Origin of the sequence: Pseudomonas sp. RL_5y_Pfl2_73 (assembly GCF_963970515.1) — a bacterium.
Lineage (GTDB): Bacteria > Pseudomonadota > Gammaproteobacteria > Pseudomonadales > Pseudomonadaceae > Aquipseudomonas.
The window spans coordinates 92,811-110,755 of the sequence record NZ_CAXAPD010000012.1; the positions used below are offsets into that span (position 1 = coordinate 92,811).

General features: G+C 60.9%; 16 protein-coding genes and 1 pseudogene. 8 read left to right on the forward strand and 9 right to left on the reverse strand.

What is annotated here, in order from left to right:
• The first annotated feature begins 234 nt into the window (after positions 1-234).
• Positions 235-1,269, forward strand: coding sequence for a selenide, water dikinase SelD (selD, locus tag AACY42_RS13980; RefSeq protein WP_339480070.1), 1,035 nt, complete (start codon positions 235-237; stop codon positions 1,267-1,269).
• Positions 1,269-2,372: a tRNA 2-selenouridine(34) synthase MnmH gene (gene mnmH / locus AACY42_RS13985; RefSeq protein WP_339480071.1), complete on the forward strand. Its 1,104-nt coding sequence runs from the start codon at positions 1,269-1,271 to the stop codon at positions 2,370-2,372. The genes selD and mnmH overlap by 1 nt, the downstream gene beginning before the upstream one ends.
• Before the next feature lie 124 nt (positions 2,373-2,496).
• On the opposite strand, the gene AACY42_RS13990 is transcribed toward mnmH, so the two are convergent.
• Positions 2,497-3,171 (reverse strand): histidine phosphatase family protein, encoded by a 675-nt coding sequence (locus AACY42_RS13990; RefSeq protein ID WP_339480184.1) that lies wholly within the window; start codon positions 3,169-3,171, stop codon positions 2,497-2,499.
• 317 nt (positions 3,172-3,488) lie between these two features.
• On the opposite strand from AACY42_RS13990, the gene AACY42_RS13995 reads away from it, so the two are divergent.
• The 4 genes from AACY42_RS13995 (at position 3,489) to AACY42_RS14010 (ending at position 7,436) form a co-directional block, all read left to right on the forward strand.
• The gene (locus tag AACY42_RS13995) at positions 3,489-4,187 is read left to right on the forward strand and encodes a glutathione S-transferase family protein (protein WP_339480072.1); all 699 of its coding nucleotides are present in this window, start codon (positions 3,489-3,491) and stop codon (positions 4,185-4,187) included.
• On the forward strand, positions 4,184-5,041 hold the full coding sequence (locus AACY42_RS14000; RefSeq protein ID WP_339480074.1) for a PhzF family phenazine biosynthesis protein: 858 nt from the start codon (positions 4,184-4,186) through the stop codon (positions 5,039-5,041). The genes AACY42_RS13995 and AACY42_RS14000 overlap by 4 nt, the downstream gene beginning before the upstream one ends.
• Positions 5,042-5,157: 116 nt before the next feature.
• Positions 5,158-6,132, forward strand: coding sequence for a porphobilinogen synthase (gene hemB / locus AACY42_RS14005; protein ID WP_339480075.1), 975 nt, complete (start codon positions 5,158-5,160; stop codon positions 6,130-6,132).
• A 209-nt stretch (positions 6,133-6,341) separates the two neighbouring features.
• Positions 6,342-7,436 carry a DUF1615 domain-containing protein gene (locus tag AACY42_RS14010; protein WP_339480077.1) on the forward strand — a complete coding sequence of 365 codons (1,095 nt, stop codon included), beginning with the start codon at positions 6,342-6,344 and terminating at the stop codon, positions 7,434-7,436.
• Positions 7,437-7,554: 118 nt separating this feature from the next.
• On the opposite strand, the pseudogene AACY42_RS14015 reads toward AACY42_RS14010, so the two are convergent.
• A pseudogene (locus AACY42_RS14015) lies at positions 7,555-7,902 on the reverse strand (phage infection protein); the annotation flags it as partial.
• A gap of 193 nt (positions 7,903-8,095) precedes the next feature.
• Here AACY42_RS14015 and AACY42_RS14020 point away from each other — a divergent pair.
• On the forward strand, positions 8,096-8,725 hold the full coding sequence (locus tag AACY42_RS14020; protein WP_339480080.1) for a glutathione S-transferase family protein: 630 nt from the start codon (positions 8,096-8,098) through the stop codon (positions 8,723-8,725).
• Between the two features lie 107 nt (positions 8,726-8,832).
• Here AACY42_RS14020 and AACY42_RS14025 read toward each other — a convergent pair whose 3' ends face one another.
• From AACY42_RS14025 to AACY42_RS14045, 5 genes are all read right to left on the reverse strand, one after another.
• Entirely contained in the window at positions 8,833-9,369 is a 537-nt protein-coding gene (locus AACY42_RS14025) for a PqiC family protein (RefSeq protein ID WP_339480081.1), read from the reverse strand.
• Positions 9,370-9,389: 20 nt separating this feature from the next.
• Positions 9,390-11,045, reverse strand: a complete 1,656-nt coding sequence (locus AACY42_RS14030; RefSeq protein ID WP_339480083.1) for a PqiB family protein — start codon at positions 11,043-11,045, stop codon at positions 9,390-9,392.
• Positions 11,026-11,685: a paraquat-inducible protein A gene (locus AACY42_RS14035; protein WP_445261548.1), complete on the reverse strand. Its 660-nt coding sequence runs from the start codon at positions 11,683-11,685 to the stop codon at positions 11,026-11,028. Before AACY42_RS14035 ends, AACY42_RS14030 begins: the two co-directional genes overlap by 20 nt.
• The gene (locus AACY42_RS14040) at positions 11,682-12,278 is read right to left on the reverse strand and encodes a paraquat-inducible protein A (protein WP_339480086.1); all 597 of its coding nucleotides are present in this window, start codon (positions 12,276-12,278) and stop codon (positions 11,682-11,684) included. Before AACY42_RS14040 ends, AACY42_RS14035 begins: the two co-directional genes overlap by 4 nt.
• Before the next feature lie 69 nt (positions 12,279-12,347).
• The gene (locus AACY42_RS14045; RefSeq protein WP_339480087.1) at positions 12,348-12,788 is read right to left on the reverse strand and encodes a CBS domain-containing protein; all 441 of its coding nucleotides are present in this window, start codon (positions 12,786-12,788) and stop codon (positions 12,348-12,350) included.
• A 262-nt stretch (positions 12,789-13,050) separates the two neighbouring features.
• On the opposite strand from AACY42_RS14045, the gene AACY42_RS14050 reads away from it, so the two are divergent.
• On the forward strand, positions 13,051-15,414 hold the full coding sequence (locus tag AACY42_RS14050; protein ID WP_339480090.1) for a DNA polymerase II: 2,364 nt from the start codon (positions 13,051-13,053) through the stop codon (positions 15,412-15,414).
• A gap of 209 nt (positions 15,415-15,623) precedes the next feature.
• On the opposite strand, the gene AACY42_RS14055 is transcribed toward AACY42_RS14050, so the two are convergent.
• Entirely contained in the window at positions 15,624-16,445 is an 822-nt protein-coding gene (locus AACY42_RS14055; protein WP_339480092.1) for an aldo/keto reductase, read from the reverse strand.
• 175 nt (positions 16,446-16,620) lie between these two features.
• Positions 16,621-17,772, reverse strand: coding sequence for an aldose epimerase family protein (locus AACY42_RS14060; RefSeq protein ID WP_339480093.1), 1,152 nt, complete (start codon positions 17,770-17,772; stop codon positions 16,621-16,623).
• Positions 17,773-17,945: the final 173 nt, after the last annotated feature.

Sequence of the window (17,945 nt, forward strand, 5' to 3'; positions counted from 1 at the left end):
CAGGGTATGATCGATTGCGCAAACGTTTGCAGATCCCATACCAATTTTCGCAGTGGCTTGAAATCCATGAGCTTCAGGGTTTTTTCCTGGCCTTCTGGTCAAGCTTGGTGCACCGAATATTTCACAGCGGTCTGAAGCAGCACCAAAGTGTTGCAGGGACGAATGTTCGGCACGACACTGAGTGGGTAACGTTGCTGATAGAATCGGCCATCTTGATTGACCAGAGGTATGCCCATGAGCGAGCCGATTCGTCTGACCCAGTACAGCCACGGCGCCGGCTGCGGCTGCAAGATTTCGCCCCAAGTGCTGGAAGTGATCCTGGCCGGCAGCGGTGCGCAGAACCTCGATCCCAAGCTGTGGGTTGGCAATGCTTCCCGGGACGATGCGGCGGTGTACGCCATCGACGAGGAACGCGGGGTGGTCTCGACCACCGATTTTTTCATGCCGATTGTCGATGATCCTTTCGATTTCGGTCGCATCGCCGCCACCAATGCCATCAGCGATATCTACGCCATGGGCGGTGATCCACTGATGGCCATCGCGATTCTTGGTTGGCCCGTCAACGTATTGGCCCCGGAAATTGCCCGTGACGTGATTCGCGGCGGTCGTTCCGTGTGCGATGAGGCCGGTATTCCACTGGCCGGCGGGCATTCGATCGACGCGCCTGAGCCGATTTTCGGCCTGGCGGTCACAGGCCTGGTGCAAAAGCGCCACATGAAACGCAACGATACGGCCACCGCCGGTTGCCATCTATACCTGACCAAACCCCTGGGCATCGGCATCCTCACCACGGCGGAAAAGAAGGGCAAGCTGCGCGCCGCCGACGTCGGCCTGGCCCGTGACTGGATGTGCACCCTCAACAAACCTGGCAGCCGCTTTGGCAAGCTCGACGGCGTGACAGCGATGACCGACGTCACCGGTTTCGGCCTGCTCGGGCACCTGGTGGAAATGGCCGACGGCAGCCAACTGACCGCGCGTATTCGCTATGACGCAGTGCCGCGTCTGCCGGGCGTCGAGTACTACCTCGACCTGGGGTGTGTGCCGGGCGGTACGCTGCGCAACTTCGACAGCTACGCCAGCAAGGTCGGTCGGGTCCAGGAACTGCACAAGCGCGTGCTGTGCGACCCGCAGACCAGCGGCGGGCTGCTGATTGCCGTCACCCCAGAAGGCGAGGGCGAGTTCCTGCGGGTGGCCGCTGAACTCGGGCTGGCGCTGGAACCTATCGGCGAACTGCTAGAGCGACAGAGTTACGCGGTCGAGGTGTCTTGATGAGCCATGACATCAGCGATTACCGCGGCATCTTCCTCACTGATCGGCCGATGATGGACACACGTGCCCCGGTTGAATTCATCAAGGGTGCTTTCCCCGGGGTGGTCAATTTGCCGTTGATGACCGACAGCGAACGGCAACGCGTCGGTACCTGCTACAAACAGCAGGGGCAGCAGGCCGCCATTGTCCTGGGGCATCAGCTGGTGTCAGGCGAAATCAAGGCCCAGCGCATCCAGGCCTGGGCCGAGTTCGCCAAGACTCATCCCGACGGTGTGCTGTATTGCTTTCGTGGCGGCTTGCGTTCGCAGATCGTCCAGCAATGGCTCAAGGACGAAGCGGGCATTGATTACCCCAGGGTCGGCGGTGGCTACAAGGCCATGCGCACGTTCTTGCTGGACGCTGTCGAGCAGGCGGTTGCCCAGTGCGACCTGGTGCTGCTGGGCGGCATGACCGGCACGGGCAAGACCGAAGCGCTGGGTCAACTGAGCAACAGCCTGGATTTGGAAGGTCATGCCAACCATCGCGGTTCCAGCTTCGGCAAGCGCGCCACGGGCCAGCCTTCCAATATCGATTTTGAAAACCGCCTGGCCGTGGACGTACTGAAAAAACGCGCCAGCGGCATCGAACAATTCGTGCTTGAAGATGAGAGCCGTGCGGTCGGCAGTTGTGCCTTGCCGCTGCCCTTGTACCAGCGCATGCAGCAGGTTCCGATGGTCTGGCTTGAAGACAGCCTGGAGCATCGGGTCGAGCGGATCCTGCAGGATTACGTCATCGGCCTGTGTGCGGAATTTGTCGCGGTACATGGCGACGAAGGTTTTTCACTGTTTTCCGAGCGGCTGCTGGCCAGCCTGGACAACATCCACAAGCGCCTGGGCGGTGACCGTCACCGGCGCCTGATGAGCATCCTGGAAACCGCCCTGGCCGAGCAGGCCAACAGCGGCGCCGTCGACTTGCATCGCGGTTGGATCGAAGGTTTGCTGCGTGAGTATTACGACCCGATGTACGTGTTCCAGCGGGAAAAGAAGGGGTTGCGGATCGAGTTTTCGGGGGAGCAGGCGGCAGTGTTGGAGTATCTACGTGAGCGGGCGGCCCGGGGCGGGTGACCACAGGTTTCATCTCCACTGTCAATCTCTGTGGAAGTGGGCTTGCGCGCCAAAGCGGTGGATCAGTTGGCGGGGATGTCGACTGTGCCATCGCCTTCGCACTCCCACAGGGAATACCGCCTGATCAGGTCGGACAGGTCTCCTGGCCATTATCCAAGCCTTGCTTGTAGTTCTGACTAGAGAGGCTGGCCTTGCCGTTGTGCCAGGTCAGGGTCAGCACGTACAGCGAATCAAAATCGCCTGACGCCCAGTCATCGGTAATGGTCTGCTTCTTGCCCACGGCCTCCCCGGCAACCTTGTTGATCAGTTCTGGCAGGTAGCCATGGGACCAGGCGGTATAGATGGTGGCGTTGTGGTACTTGTCGTGCAGCAGTTCGTCAGCCAGGTCGCTGGTGTCGTTGGCCGAATAATTGATGTTCACCGGCAACCCGAGCTTGATGGCACTGGGGCTGATGGTCATCAGTGGGCGAATATAGCTGTAGGAGTTGTCCAGCTCACCCTCTTCGACATTGCGGGTAGGGTCGGCCGCGAACACGTAGTCGGCCTTGCCGAATTTTTCCGGCAGCAGGGTGGCCAGTTCGATGGCGCGGTTGAGGCCCTGGCAGTTGAGCTGGCCCAGGCCTGCGGCGGGTTTCTCGGCGTGGCGCAGGAACACCAACGTCTGCACACCGTCGGCTGGCTGGGCGCGGCTGACGCTGGACTCCAGCGACAGCGCCAAGCCACAGACCACAAGCAGCGTCGGCAGCATCAGCCACGAACGGTGTTTGAGGTGTCTGGCAAATTTCAGTGGGTTCATCATCGAATAAATTGTCTTCAGCATGCTTGAGTCAGGCTGACAAACCCTGGCACCACGAAGCGGTGGGCCTCGGGTGTTTTCCCTGTCATTACGCCGCGTCGAATCCTCGAGGGCATTGCTCAGAGTCTCTTAAAGCCCTTTGGTTCGATCCTGGCTGGTCCCGGCGCACTGTAGCGACCTTCGTCAGGAGGTGGGACGAACGTTAACGACAGGATGTTGCGGATTTAAGAAGGGCCGATGTGAATTGCGTGACGGGCAGTGATGTCCTCCCGTACATCTTGGATTATCCTCGGGGTTTTCTTTATTTCCGAGCCGACCCCATGCCCAACCTGACCCCATTCCCCATCACCGAGAAATGGCCTGCCCAGTACCCGGAGTGGATCCAGCTCTACTCCCTGCCCACCCCCAACGGCGTGAAGGTCTCGATCATGCTGGAAGAGATCGGCCTGCCGTACGAGCCCCACAAAGTGGACTTCGCCAGCAACGACCAGCTATCGCCCGAGTTCCTTTCCCTGAACCCCAACAACAAGATCCCGGCGATTCTCGATCCCCATGGGCCGGGCGACCAGCCGTTGGCGTTGTTCGAGTCGGGGGCGATTCTGATTTACCTGGCGGACAAGAGCGGGCAGTTGCTGGCCCAGGAGTCGGCGGCGCGCTACGAGACGATCCAGTGGCTGATGTTCCAGATGGGCGGGATCGGGCCGATGTTCGGGCAGCTGGGGTTCTTCAACAAGTTTGCTGGCAAGGAGTACGAGGACAAGCGGCCGCGCGATCGCTACGTCGAGGAAAGCAGGCGCCTGCTTAAGGTACTCGATGGGCGTCTGCAAGGGCGCGACTGGATCATGGGTGAGCGCTACACCATTGCCGATATCGCCACGTTCCCCTGGGTGCGCAACTTGATCGGCTTTTACGAGGCCGGTGATTTGGTCGGTATTCAGAATTTCCCCAATGTGACGCGGGTACTGGAGCGTTTCCTGGCTCGACCGGCTGTGGTGCGTGGGTTGAAGATTCCGGAATGAATAACCCGACGACGCGCCGATTCGATTACAAACAACTGGATGTGTTCAGCGACGTGCCACTCAAGGGCAATCCGCTGGCGGTGGTACTGGGAGCCGATGGCATCAGCGATTCGCGCATGGCCGCTTTTGCCAACTGGACCAACCTCAGCGAAACCACTTTCCTGTTGGCGCCGCAGCACCCGGAAGCCGATTACCGGGTGCGTATTTTCACCACCTCGACCGAGTTGCCGTTTGCCGGGCATCCGACACTGGGCAGTTGTCACGCCTGGCTGGAAGCCGGAGGTGTGCCGAAAGGGCAGGAGATCGTGCAGGAATGTGGCGTCGGCCTGGTCAGGGTCCGCCGCAGCGATCATGGCTTGGCGTTCCTCGCGCCACCCTTGCTCAAGTCCGGTCCGCTGGAGGTCGACTTGCTGGAGCGGGTGCGCAAGGGGCTGGGGCTCGCAGCCGAGGCGATTGTCGAGGCGCAATGGGTCGACAATGGGGCCGGCTGGCTGGCCTTGATGCTCAAGGATCGCCAACAGGTCCTGAGGCTCGAGCCCGATTACCCTCAGTTGCTGGATCTGGCCGTGGGCGTGATCGCACCTTGGGATCGGGCCGTGGATGGCGACGAGGCACACTTTGAAGTGCGGGGTTTCATTGCCGGTGATGGCATGCCGGAGGATCCTGCCACCGGCAGCCTGAACGCTGGGCTCGCGCAATGGATGCTGGACAAGGGGCTGGCGCCTTCGTCCTACGTGGTCAGCCAGGGGCTGACGATGGGCCGCGCCGGGCGAATTCATGTCGAGCAGTTAGGAGACGAGATTTGGATTGGCGGTGCAGTGGTGACGTGTATCAATGGCTCGCTGACCTTGTGAGTAGATTATTACCCGGCTGGTAACACGCTGTTTCCCAGCTGACGTTTGTGCCCTGGCCGGCCAGGGCATAAGCTTTGCTCCTTGTGATCGAGCACCCATTTCTACCCAGGAGTCCCATGTCCAGCCAGTTCCCCGAAGCACGTCCACGCCGTCTGCGTCGCAATGCAAGCCTGCGCAGCCTGTTCCAGGAAACCGAGTTCACCTTGAACGACCTGGTGCTGCCGATTTTTGTCGAAGAAGAAATCAATGATTTTGTGCCAATCAAGAGCATGCCGGGCGTGGTGCGCATTCCTGAATCGAAGCTGGCCAGTGAGATCGAGCGCTACGCCCGGGCCGGCATCAAGTCGGTGATGACCTTTGGTGTATCCCATCACCTGGACAACGACGGCAGCGATACCTGGAGTGAGCGTGGCCTGGTGTCGCGCATGGCCGGGATCTGCAAGGATGCGGTGCCGGAGATGATCGTGATGTCCGACACCTGCTTCTGTGAATACACCGATCATGGTCACTGCGGTGTGCTTCATGGCGATGAAGTGGACAACGACCGGACCCTGGTCAACCTGGGCAAGCAAGCCGTGGCGGCGGCCCGCGCCGGTGCCGATGTGATCGCGCCATCGGCGGCCATGGACGGGCAGGTCCAGGCGATTCGCCGGGCCCTGGATGAAGCCGGTTTCAGCCAGACGGCAATCATGGCCTATTCCACCAAGTTCGCCTCGGCACTCTATGGCCCGTTCCGCGAGGCCGGCGGCAGCGCGTTGAAAGGCGACCGCAAGAGCTACCAGATGAACCCGATGAACCGCCGCGAAGCACTGCGAGAGTCCTTGCTCGATGAACAGGAAGGTGCCGATGCGCTGATGGTCAAGCCGGCCGGAGCCTACCTCGATATCATCCGCGACATTCGCCAGGCTTCGAACCTGCCGCTGTCGGCTTATCAGGTCAGTGGCGAATACGCGATGATCAAGTTCGCCGCCCAGGCTGGCGCCATCGACGAAGCCCGCGTGGTACGTGAGAGCCTTGGTGCCATCAAGCGGGCGGGGGCAGACCTGATCTTCACCTACTTTGCCATGGACCTGGCGCTGAGCGGGATCTGAAGCCGCGCTGCGCCCGGGGTTGGGTGTACGATCCATGTTCACCGCCATTCCTTGCAGGAGTGGGCTTGCTCGCGAAAGCGGTGGGTCAGTTGCTATCAATGCCGCATGTGCCGCCGTCTTCGCGAGCAAGCCCGCTCCCACATTGGGCATAGCCCGCATTTACTTTTGATCGTATGGTTGCTCCGGAATAACGAACCCGATGGAGCACCATGCAACTCAACAAATTGATGATCAGCCTTGCTGCGCTGCTGGTCTTGGCCGGTTGCGGCAGCCGTCAGACGCAGGAGCCTGAGCGTTCGCCCGCTGAGGTCAAGAAGCAGATCGTGCGGTTGTTGCCAGCCAAGACTGCGGATCGCGAAGGCTGGGCGGCTGACATCTATGTGGCCTTTGCGGCCCAGCAGATTTCGTCTACGACGCAGAACATCTGTGCGGTCCTGGCAGTGACCGAACAGGAGTCGACGTTCCAGTCTGACCCGCCAGTGCCGGGGCTGGGCAAGATCGCTCGTCAGGAGATCAACCGCCGTGCGGCGAAGGTGCACATTCCGGAACTGTTGGTCAGTGGTGCACTCCAGATGCGTTCGCCCAACGGCAAAAGCTACAGCGATCGGCTCAACGCGGCGCGTAGTGAAAAAGAACTGAGCGGAATTTTCGATGATTTCATCGGCATGGTGCCGTTGGGCAAGACACTGTTCGGCGGTTTCAATCCGGTGCACACCGGTGGGCCGATGCAGGTCAGCATCGCGTTTGCCCACGCCAATGCGCGCGATTATCCCTATACGGTGGAGGGCTCGATTCGTCGCGAAGTGTTCAGCCGTCGTGGCGGGATGTATTTCGGTATCGCGCATTTGCTGGGCTATCCGGTGAGCTACACCGAGCCGCTGTATCGTTTTGCCGATTTCAATGCCGGGTGGTACGCCAGCCGCAACGCGGCTTTCCAGCATGCGGTGAGTGTGGCGTCGGGCATTTCCCTGGCGCTGGACGGCGATCTGATTGCGCATGACTCCATCATGCCAGGCAGCACGGAACTGGCGGTGCGCACGCTGGGCAAGTCGTTGGGAATGCGCAATCCGACCATTCGCGATCAACTGGAGCAGGGTGACAGCCTGGCGTTCGAGGACAGCAAACTCTACAAGCGCGTGTTCGAACTGGCTGACAAAGCCGAGGGCAAGTCGTTGCCACGGGCGGTATTGCCGGGGATCGTGCTCAAGAGCCCGAAGATTACGCGCAAGCTGACCACGGCGTGGTTTGCCAAGCGGGTGGATGAGCGTTATCAGCGATGCATGGCGCGGGCGTCGGGGCGTTAGCCAGGCGTTGGTGCGTGAAAAAGCCCGGTGGATGAGGCCGGGCTTTTAGGGGGATGGGTTTGGTGCTGGAGCCGTCTTAAGCGGTGTGTCGGGTTGGCTGCCAGGCAACTCATGCATGGTTTTCGATCAGGCGATCAGAGCCACCTTCAGCTACACGACGTTCCAGCAAGCGATCGGCACCGCCTTCAGCGACGCGGTTTTCGATCAGGCGATCAGAACCACCTTCAGCCACGCGACGTTCCAGCAAGCGATCGGCACCGCCTTCAGCGACACGGTTTTCGATCAGGCGATCGGAGCCACCTTCAGCCACACGACGTTCCAGCAAGCGATCGGCACCGCCTTCAGCGACACGGTTTTCGATCAGGCGATCAGAGCCACCTTCGGCGACGACAGGGAGGGAGGAGGCGGCAAACACATTGGCGGCCAGTACAGAGAAAGCGAGGCTGAGGATGACTTGGCGTTTCATGATGGTGTACTCCGGGGTGCAGTGGTTTGTGTGGGGCCATTGTTGTCCCGGACGATCATCAAGAGAACTTCATTGGCATGATGATGAACATCGACGCCAGTGATGGCTCGTTGGCTTGCTACCGGTCAGCTTGATGGAACACCGATGGGTCCGCAGGCTCTACCGGCATAACGCTTATGCAGGAGGTACGTTCATGTATCAGTTATTCGGCTGCGGGCAATCCGGTTCTTCGGCGGTGGAGGTTGCCCTGTGTCTCTGTGAGGTGGCTTATCGGCGGGTCGATGCCTATTCGACGCAAGACAACGATGCGACGAAAGCACTCGAGGCACTCAATCCGCTGAAGCAGGTGCCGACCCTGCAGTTGCCGGATGGCTCGGTGCTGACCGAAGCGGCGGCGATCCTGATTCATCTGGGGTTGACCTTCCCAGCGTCGAAGCTGCTCCCGCAAGACCCGGCCCAGCGCGCGCAAGCCATACGGGGCCTGGTCTATATCGCGGCCAATTGCTACGCGGCCATCGGCATTATTGATTTTCCGGAACGCTGGTTGGACGCTGGGGACGAAGCGACTCGGCAGCGATTGATATCCGGTACGCAGCAACGGCTGTATCGCAACTGGGCGCTGTTTGCCGACCAGTTCCCGGCCCGACCTTTTCTAGGCGGTGCCGAGCCGGGTGCGCTGGATATCCTGGCGGCCGTGGTCACGAAGTGGAGAAACACGCGGGAGGCGATGCTGAGCACTCGTCCAGCGTTCTACGAGTTGTTGGAACGCATCGACCACCATCCGCGCGTTGCGCCGGTGCTGTTGCTGCATTGGCCGTTGTAGGCGCTGCGTAGGAGCTGACGAGCGAAGCGAGGCTGCGATCTTTTCCCTGACGCTTGAGTCTCAAGCGGAAGATCAAAAGATCGCAGCCTTCGGCAGCTCCTGCAGGGTCAAGGACAGGCTTTGCGTGCAGCCGCCTGTTCAACAAGGGCGACAAATTGCCGGACATTCTCCTGATGCGCCGTCACCAACTCGTTGATACTGGCGCCCGCAGGCGTTTGCAAGCTGCTGCGGCACGTGAGAGGGCGGGCGTCATTGCCCAGGTTGCGCAGTCGCCATTGCACATCCATGCGGGCATAGCGGCCCGGGATCGAGTCAAAGCGTTGCACGTCTACCCGTAGCAATGATTTCGGTGCGCCAGGGTTGCTCAGTTGTTCATCCAGGCTGCTGTGCAGTTCATCGGCCAAACTGGCGCCCCACCATTCGGTTTCCAGGATCGCCAACCCGCTGTTGCCCTGGCGAATGACCATCTGGGTGCGATCCACCTGGGGCGGAACGCTCACCTGTTCGATCTGGATGTCCACGCCGGAGCGTGACTGGCCTGCCGGTTGGGCCGGGCTCAGGGTGTGGTAGTGGATCGGATCGCTGCGGCAGGCGCCGAGCAGCAATGCCACGGCAACCAGGGTGAGTTTCAGCGTCAGTGGCATGGGGCGGGCTCCTGTGATCATTATTTCACCGGCAATGTGAGGTTCTTCGCCGGTGCGTCCTTAGGACGGCCGCGAAGCAGCGATTCGGGATGGCGGCTCAGGTAGTCCGACAGCTCGCGCAGCGAGCGCGACATACGGCCCAGGTCGTCCAGGGTCTGGGTCAGTTGTTCGCGCTGGGGTGAATCTTCGGCCAGGGTCGAGTTGGCCGATTGCAGGGTTTTGCTGACGTCCTGCAAGGTGTTTTGCACACTTGGCAGCGTCTTGCTATTGAATTGGGCCAGGCCTTTGCGCAGCTCCACCAGGTTGCTATTCAGGTTGCTGGCGACGCTTTCCAGCGGCAGTTTGTTGATTCGCTCGACCATCGCCTGCAGTTGTTCCTGCAATTGTTGGAGGCTACCGGGAATGGTCGGTATGCGCACAGGCCGGGCGGTGGGGTCGAAGGCGACTTTTTCCGCCTTGGGGTAGAAATCCAGCGAGATGTACAACTGCCCGGTCAGCAGGTTGCCGCTGCGGGCCTGGGCACGCAGCCCCCGATCGACAAAGCTGCCCATCAGGCGGGCAGAGGCGGCTTCGTCGTCTGGGTTGTGATTGAGCGACTTGAGCAGTTTTTCATGGGCCTTGCCCAAGCGTTGCGGGTAGATCACCACGCCGACGTTGACCGGAAAGCTGCGCTGTTTCTCATCGAAATCCAGATTGATGGCCACCACCCTGCCAACTTCCACTCCCAGGAACTCCACCGGCGCACCGACGCGCAAGCCGCGCAGGGCCTGGTCGAACCGCAGGGCCAGGTATTGCGCCTTGCCATCGGGTGGGGCGAGGGCGTTCTGCTGGTCGGCAAACAGCTCGTAGGTCTTGTTCTCGCTGGCGGGGACGTCGTTGGGGCTGTACTCCGGTGCCCGAAACGCGATGCCGCCCAGCAGCAGGGCCGAGAGCGATTCGGTCTTGACCGCGAACCCGTTGGCACCGACGTTCACGTCCACGCCGCTGACGTTCCAGAACCGGGTGTTTTCGGTGACGTACACATCGTTAGGGGCGTTGACGAATACGTCGATGTTGACGCCTTTGCCCTCGGCGTCCAGGGCGTAGGATACGACCTGGCCCACCGGGATCTTGCGCAGGTATACCGGCGAGCCGATGTCCAGCGAGCCGAGGTCCTGGGAGTGCAGGGTGAAGCGCTTGCCCGGTTCGCCATAGGTGATGGGGGGCGGGTTCTCCAGGCCGGTGAAGGACTTGGCGCGCACTTTCGACTGGCCGGCGTCGGCCCCAATGAAATCCCCGGACAGCAAGGTGTCGATCCCCGAGATACCGCCGGCCCCGATGCGCGGCCGAACCACCCAGAACACCGAGTCTTCGTGAGTGAAGGTGTCGGCTGTCTTGGCGAGCTTGACCGTGGCGGTGACGTTCTTCTGGTCCTCGCTCAGTTGCACGTCGGTGACTTGGCCGATGACCACGTTGCGATATTTCACCTGGGTCTTGTTGGCGGTCAGACCCTGGCCGGTTTTGAAGGTGATGGTGATGGTCGGGCCTTCCTGCAGCCAGTTGTGGACCACCAGGGAAATGCCCACCAGCACCGCGATGATCGGCACGATCCACACCAGCGACACCGTCCAGCGGCGGGTGGTGACGTGGGCGCGGCCGGGTGCCGGTTGCTGCCCGTCAGTGGTTTGCGGCTTCATCCAGGACCTCCTCGGATGGTTGAGTGTCCCAGATCAGCCGGGGGTCGAAACTCATGGCCGACAGCATGGTGAACAGCACCACAAGGCCGAAGAACAGGATGCCCGGTCGTGGTTCGATGTCGCTCAATGCCTGGAACTTGACCAGTGCTGCCACCAGGGCCACCACCAGCACATCGAGCATCGACCAGTAGCCGATGACTTCCACCAGCCGGTACAGCTTCGCCCGCTGGACCTGGGCCCAGGTGCTGCGCCGCTGTGCGGTCACCAGCAACAGTATCAGCACCACGAACTTGATGCCGGGCACCGCGATGCTGGCGATGAAGATAATCAGGGCGATGTCCCAGGCGCCGCTTTGCCAGAATTCGATGACGCCGCTGATGATGGTGCTGTCGGCACCTTCGCCGAGCATCTGGGTATTCATGACCGGCAGCAGGTTGGCCGGGATGTAGAACACCAGCGCGGCCAGCAGGTAGGCCCAGGTGCGGGTGATGGCCTCGGGTTTGCGTCGATGCAGGGCGGCGTCGCAACGGGGGCAGGTCTCGGGCTCGTCAGTCATGTCGCAGGCCAGGCCGCAACTGTGGCACAGGCATAGACCCAGGTCGCGGGCCTCTGGCGGGGCGGCCAGCGGTTTGCCGTTCACAGGTTGTCCCACAGGTCGCGGACATCGCGACCGGCAATGCGGATCATCAACAGGCTCAAGGCCGCCAGGGCGAATAAGCCAATGCCCGGCAGCACGTCCAGCAGGCCGGCGAGCTTGATCACCGCCACCAGCGCGCCCAGCAGGCACACTTCCAGCATGCTCCAGGGCCGCAGGGTTTCCAGGCTGCGCATGCACAGGTTGAACCCCGGCGCCCGTCGCTGGAGGTAGGCATGGCCCAGCACCCAAAGCAGGAGCGCCAATTGAAAGGCCGGTGCAATGATGACCGCCACCGCGGTCACCAGGGCGATGAAGGTGATCGGCCCCTGGCTCAGCGCTACGATGGAGTCCCACAACGTCGCGCTGTTACTCAGGCCCTGGAGGCGGATGCTCATGACCGGGTAGATGTTGGCGAAGGCCCACAGCACCGCGGCCGTCACGCTCAAGGCCAGGCGCTGCTCGATGGTCAGGCCGTTGTAGCGCTGGATCACCGCATGGCAGCGCACGCACGAAGCTTTCTGGTGCGCAACGAGCCCCACCGGCTCGTACACCGCATCGCAATGCTCACAAATGATCAGTCGCTCGGTGTTGGCCATTAGGATGCTCGCAGGAACAACCCTTTCAATATAGAAGTGCGTTGAGAATGAGCAACCCGGCCGAGCGGATCATTCCCCGCGGATGTATTGCTCCAGTTGTTTGATCAGGTCGGCCTGTTCGGCGATGGCTTCCTTGACCAGGTCGCCGATGGACAGCAGGCCGACCAGTTTGCCGTCCTCTACCACCGGCAAATGCCGCAGATGTTTTTCGGTCATGATGCTCAGGCAGATCTCGACATTCTGGTGCGGGTCGATGGTGATCACGGGGGAGACCATGATGTCACTCACCTTCGTGCCCACCGATGAGCGCCCGCGCAAGACCATTTTGCGGGCATAGTCACGCTCGCTGATGATCCCCAGCACCTCGTCGTTCTTCACCACCAGCAAGGCACCGACGTTCTTCTCGGCCATGCGCATCAGGGCCTGCAATACCATGTCGTCCGGTGAGATGGTGTGCACTTGCTGGTTCTTCTCATCTTTTAGCCGGAGCAACTGCGCGACGGTTTTCATGGGGGAGCCTCGGGTGTTGTTTTTGCTGGTTGTTAAAGCATCGTAGACCCAACGGCGCAGAGCAAGCGGTAAAGCGGCGGCCAATCGTCCAAAAGCGTCATTGCCCGTGAATGTCCAGCCGATGTGATGTCATCCAGCATTGCGGCCAGTGGCGTCCCTCTGTGGGGGCGCCCGTGTCGCGGGCAAGCCTTGCTCCCACAGAAGGATAAATCCCCTCGCCACAGGTAGAATCGTCGCCTACGTAGAATTCGAGGTTGCAGCGGTGGATTTACAGCAGGGCTTCGTCCTGACCCGGCATTGGCGCGATACCCCGGCCGGCACCGAAGTCGAGTTCTGGCTGGCGACCGACGCCGGCCCCCGGCGCGTGCGCCTCCCCGTGCAAACGTCGGTGGCCTTTGTGCCGCAGATCCAGCGTGGCCAGCTCGAAGCCTTGCTGCAAGGCGAGAAGGAGGTAGCGCTACGCCCCCTGGATCTGCTGGATTTCGAGCATCGTCCGGTGCTGGGGCTGTATTGCCAGCAACATGCCCAACTGATGCGCCTGGACAGCACCTTGCGCCGCGCCGGTGTCGAGGTGTTCGAAGCGGACATTCGGCCACCGGAGCGCTACTTGATGGAGCGCTTCATCACCGCTCCGGTCTGGTTTGGCGGTACGCCGGCCGCCGATGGTCTGCTGGTCGATGTCCAGATGAAACCGGCGCCCGAATACCGTCCACCGTTGCGCCTGGTGTCCCTGGACATCGAAACCACCGCCCAGGGCGAATTGTATTCCATCGCCCTGGAGGGCTGCGGCGAGCACCAGGTCTACATGCTCGGGCCAGCCAATGGCGACGACACTGGCGTGGATTTCCAGTTGGAATACTGCGAATCGCGCACGGTACTGCTGAAAAAGCTCAACGACTGGTTCGCCCGTTTCGACCCTGACGCGATCATTGGTTGGAACCTGGTGCAGTTCGACCTGCGGGTGCTGCATGAACACGCCCGGCGCCTGGCCGTGCCGTTGCGCCTGGGGCGTGGTGGCGAAGAGATGCAATGGCGCGAGCACGGCGCGCGCAAGAATCACTTCTTCGCCTCGGCCGCTGGCCGGTTGATCATCGACGGTATCGAGTCCCTGCGTTCGGCCACTTGGAGTTTCCCGTCGTTCAGCCTGGAAAACGTTGCCCAGACGCTGTTGGGGGAGGGCAAGTCCATCGATAACCCGTACCAGCGCATGGACGAGATCAATCGTATGTTCGCCGAGGACAAGCCGGCCCTGGCCCGCTACAACCTCAAGGACTGTGAGCTGGTGACGCGGATTTTCGCCAAGACCGAACTGCTCACGTTTCTTTTGGAGCGGGCCAGCGTCACCGGCCTGCCGGCGGACCGCAGCGGGGGCTCGGTGGCGGCCTTCACGCACTTGTACATGCCGTTGATGCATCGCCAAGGGTTTGTTGCACCCAACCTGGGCCAGCGCCCGCCCGAGGCCAGCCCGGGTGGATTTGTCATGGATTCCCAGCCGGGGCTCTACGAGTCGGTGCTGGTGTTGGACTACAAGAGCCTATATCCGTCGATCATCCGCACCTTCCTGATTGACCCGGTGGGCTTGATCGAAGGGCTGCGCCATCCGGATGACCAGGAGTCGGTGCCAGGCTTTCGTGGGGCGCGCTTCTCCCGTACCCGCCATTGTCTGCCGGCCATCGTGGCGCGGGTCTCTGAAGGCCGGGAAACTGCCAAGCGCGAACACAATGCGCCGCTGTCCCAAGCGTTGAAAATCATCATGAACGCCTTTTATGGGGTGCTCGGCTCCAGCGGCTGTCGCTTCTTCGATCCGCGCCTGGCCTCGTCCATTACCCTGCGCGGCCACCAGATCATGCAGCGTACCCGCCAACTGATCGAAGCCCAGGGGCATGTGGTGATCTATGGCGATACCGACTCCACGTTCGTTTGGCTGCGTCGTGCCCATGGCCAGGAGGCAGCGGCCAGGATCGGTCGAGACCTGGTGGCCCACGTCAACCAATGGTGGCGTGAGCAGGTGCGTGCTGAGTTCGGGTTGGAGAGCGCGCTGGAGCTGCAGTTCGAAACGCATTTCAAGCGCTTTCTGATGCCGACTATCCGCGGCGCCGAGGAGGGCAGCAAGAAACGCTACGCCGGGTTGGTGACCCGTGCCGACGGCAGCGACGAAATGGTCTACAAAGGCCTGGAAACCGTACGCACAGACTGGTCGCCGTTGGCCCGGCAGTTCCAGCAAGAGCTGTACGGGCGGATCTTCCACCGCAAACCCTATCAGGATTATGTGCGCGATTATGTGCAGCAGACCCTGTCCGGTGCGTTCGATGAACGGTTGGTCTACCGCAAGCGTCTGCGTCGGCCGCTGGAAGACTACGAACGCAACGTCCCGCCCCATGTGCGGGCCGCGCGGCTGGCCGATGAGTTCAACCAGCGCCAGGGCCGCCCGCGGCAATACCAGAATGGTGGCTGGATTAGCTACGTCATCACCGTCGCCGGCCCCGAACCGCTGGAAATCCGCAGCGCCTCAATCGATTACGACCACTACGTGACCAAACAGCTACAGCCGGTGGCGGATGCGATCCTGCCGTTTGTGGACGATGATTTCTCGACGTTGGTGGGCGGGCAGATGGGGTTGTTTTAGTCACCTCTGCATTGTGGGCAGGGGGATGCTCTTTTGGCCCTGTAGGAGCTGGCGAAGCCTGCGATCTTTTGATTTTGATTTTGATTTTGATTTTGATTTTGATCTTGATCTTTCGCTTGAGATTCAAGTGTCTGGGGAAAGATCGCAGCCTCGTTGCACTCGACAGCTCCTACACAGCTCCTGCACAGCTCACAGCTCCTACACAGTTCCTAGACCATCGCCAAGCGTTGCTTGGCCTGGGGCTGGGGAAATATCAGGTCGAGGGCTGTCAGGTCCTGCGGTTCAAGCTTGAGGTTGGCCGCTTCGGCATTCAAGCGCACATGCTCAGGCTTCACGGCTTTGGGAATGACAATCACATTGTCCTGGCGCAACAGCCAGGCCAGTGCGATCTGCGCCGGTGTGGCGCGATGGCGTTCGGCGATTTGTCCCAGGGTGTGATCCTTGAGCAGGTGGCCGCCCTGACCGAGCGGGCAGTAAGCCATGATGGGCATGGACTGGCGTTGGCACCAGGGCAGCAGGTCGAATTCGATGCCGCGTTCCTGCAGGTTGTACAGCACCTGGTTGGTCGCGCAGGCCGGCGAGGCCAGTTCTTCAAGGTCCGCCACGTCGAAGTTCGACACGCCCCAACGGCCGATCTTGCCTTCTTCGCGCAGACGCTCGAAGGCTTCGACGGTTTCGTCCAGCGGGTACTGTCCGCGCCAGTGCAGCAGGTAAAGGTCGATGTAATCGGTGTCGAGCCGCCGCAAACTGCGTTCGCAGGCCAGGGGAATGCCTTTGTGACTGGCGTTGTGAGGGTAGACCTTGCTCACCAGGAAAACCTGGTCGCGCAGGCCGGTGATCGCTTCGCCAACGACGGTCTCGGCACCGCCTTCGGCATACATCTCCGCCGTGTCGATCAGGGTCATGCCCAATTCGATTCCCAACCGCAGGGCGGCCACTTCTTTCTTGTGATGAGACGGTTCCTCACCCATGCGCCAGGTGCCCTGGCCAATGACCGGTACGGACACACCCGCCAATTCCAGCATCCTCATGCTTTTCTCCTGTTGTGCTGATCGATAATCCAATGGACAGCAGGATAGTCGTAGGAGCTGGCGAAGGCTCGGGCCGCATTCGGACGATCTTTTGATCTTTCGCTTGAAATTCAAGTGTCAGGGGGAAGATCGCAGCCTCGCTTCACTCGACAGCTCCTACGGGGTGGTGCTTTTTTTATTTTGCGGAGAATTTCAACACCATGGTCTGGGTGTAGGTCTGGCCCGGATCAAGCCGCGTTGAGGGGAAGTTCGGCTGGTTGGGCGAGTCGGGGTAGTGCTGGGTTTCCAGGGTAAACGCGCCCCAATGCGGATAGACCTTGCCTTGCTTGCCCTTGACGGTGCCGTCGAGGAAGTTACTGGTGTAGAACTGCACGCCAGGCTCGGTCGTGTAGAGCTGCAGGAGTCGTCCGGACTCCGTGTCATACACCTCGGCGGCCAGTTTGTTCACGTCGCCCTTGGCGTCCAGCGCCCAGTTGAAATCGAAGCCGCCTTGTTTCGGTTCGGCGAACTTGAGTTGCGGGTGATCAACCTTGATATGGGTGCCGATGGCGGTGGGTTGGGTGAAATCCATCGGTGTGTCAGCCACGGGGGCCAGTTCGCCGGTGGGAATGAGCTTGCCGGTGACCGGCGTGTAATGGGCCGCATGCAGGGTCGCGATCTGCTCGAGTATGTCGCCGTTGCCCGCCCCGGCCAGGTTGAAATAGCTGTGGTTGGTCAGGTTCAGCACCGTGGGCTTGTCGGTGGTGGCCTTGTACTCGATGCGCAACTCGTTCTGTTCGTTGAGGCTGTAGGTGACGTCGGTCTTCAGTGCACCGGGAAAGCCCATCTCGCCATCGGGTGACAGGTAGGTCAGGGTGACACCCACCGAGTCCTGGGCATTGTGGGGCTGAGCCTTCCAGACGCGCTTGTCGAACCCTTGCGGCCCGCCGTGCAAGGCGTTGCCATGGTCGTTCTGCGGCACTTGGTAACGCTTGCCGTCCAGCTCGAAGGCGCCGTCGGCCAGGCGATTGCCGAAGCGGCCGATGGTCGCGCCGAAATACACACTGCCGTTCTTCTGGTAACCCTGCACGTCGTCGAAGCCAAGCACGATGTCGGCGGGTTTGCCATTTTTGTCCGGCACGCTCAATGACTGGAGGATGCCGCCGTAGGTGATGACCGTGGCCTCCATGCCGTGACTGTTGCGCAGCACGAATTTTTCCACCGCCGTGCCGTCGTCGGTCTTGCCAAACGCAACGCGTTCGTGGGTCAGGCCGGCAGCCTGGGAAGCCGAGGTGGCGATCATCAGAGAGACTCCGAGGGCCGTGAGCAGTTGTCTGGATTCAAGCATGGTATGACCTTCCTTCCTGTTGTCTTGTTGTTGTTTTGAACGCGGGGCGAGTCCGTTACTGGTCGGACAGCGCTGAAGGTTTTTCTGTTCAGTAGTCTTTCTATTTGATGGGATAGAAGGGATTTATAGCTATCAACTGAGATTAATCAACTAAAAAGTAAGACTAATTGAGC

What these genes read in the sequence shown, in the direction of transcription:
- selD (WP_339480070.1), top strand. Translation starts at nt 235, where the DNA reads ATGAGCGAGCCGATTCGTCTGACCCAGTACAGCCACGGCGCCGGCTGC.
- mnmH (WP_339480071.1), top strand. Translation starts at nt 1,269, where the DNA reads ATGAGCCATGACATCAGCGATTACCGCGGCATCTTCCTCACTGATCGG.
- AACY42_RS13990 (WP_339480184.1), bottom strand. Translation starts at nt 3,171, where the DNA reads ATGATGAACCCACTGAAATTTGCCAGACACCTCAAACACCGTTCGTGG.
- AACY42_RS13995 (WP_339480072.1), top strand. Translation starts at nt 3,489, where the DNA reads ATGCCCAACCTGACCCCATTCCCCATCACCGAGAAATGGCCTGCCCAG.
- AACY42_RS14000 (WP_339480074.1), top strand. Translation starts at nt 4,184, where the DNA reads ATGAATAACCCGACGACGCGCCGATTCGATTACAAACAACTGGATGTG.
- hemB (WP_339480075.1), top strand. Translation starts at nt 5,158, where the DNA reads ATGTCCAGCCAGTTCCCCGAAGCACGTCCACGCCGTCTGCGTCGCAAT.
- AACY42_RS14010 (WP_339480077.1), top strand. Translation starts at nt 6,342, where the DNA reads ATGCAACTCAACAAATTGATGATCAGCCTTGCTGCGCTGCTGGTCTTG.
- AACY42_RS14020 (WP_339480080.1), top strand. Translation starts at nt 8,096, where the DNA reads ATGTATCAGTTATTCGGCTGCGGGCAATCCGGTTCTTCGGCGGTGGAG.
- AACY42_RS14025 (WP_339480081.1), bottom strand. Translation starts at nt 9,369, where the DNA reads ATGCCACTGACGCTGAAACTCACCCTGGTTGCCGTGGCATTGCTGCTC.
- AACY42_RS14030 (WP_339480083.1), bottom strand. Translation starts at nt 11,045, where the DNA reads ATGAAGCCGCAAACCACTGACGGGCAGCAACCGGCACCCGGCCGCGCC.
- AACY42_RS14040 (WP_339480086.1), bottom strand. Translation starts at nt 12,278, where the DNA reads ATGGCCAACACCGAGCGACTGATCATTTGTGAGCATTGCGATGCGGTG.
- AACY42_RS14045 (WP_339480087.1), bottom strand. Translation starts at nt 12,788, where the DNA reads ATGAAAACCGTCGCGCAGTTGCTCCGGCTAAAAGATGAGAAGAACCAG.
- AACY42_RS14055 (WP_339480092.1), bottom strand. Translation starts at nt 16,445, where the DNA reads ATGAGGATGCTGGAATTGGCGGGTGTGTCCGTACCGGTCATTGGCCAG.
- AACY42_RS14060 (WP_339480093.1), bottom strand. Translation starts at nt 17,772, where the DNA reads ATGCTTGAATCCAGACAACTGCTCACGGCCCTCGGAGTCTCTCTGATG.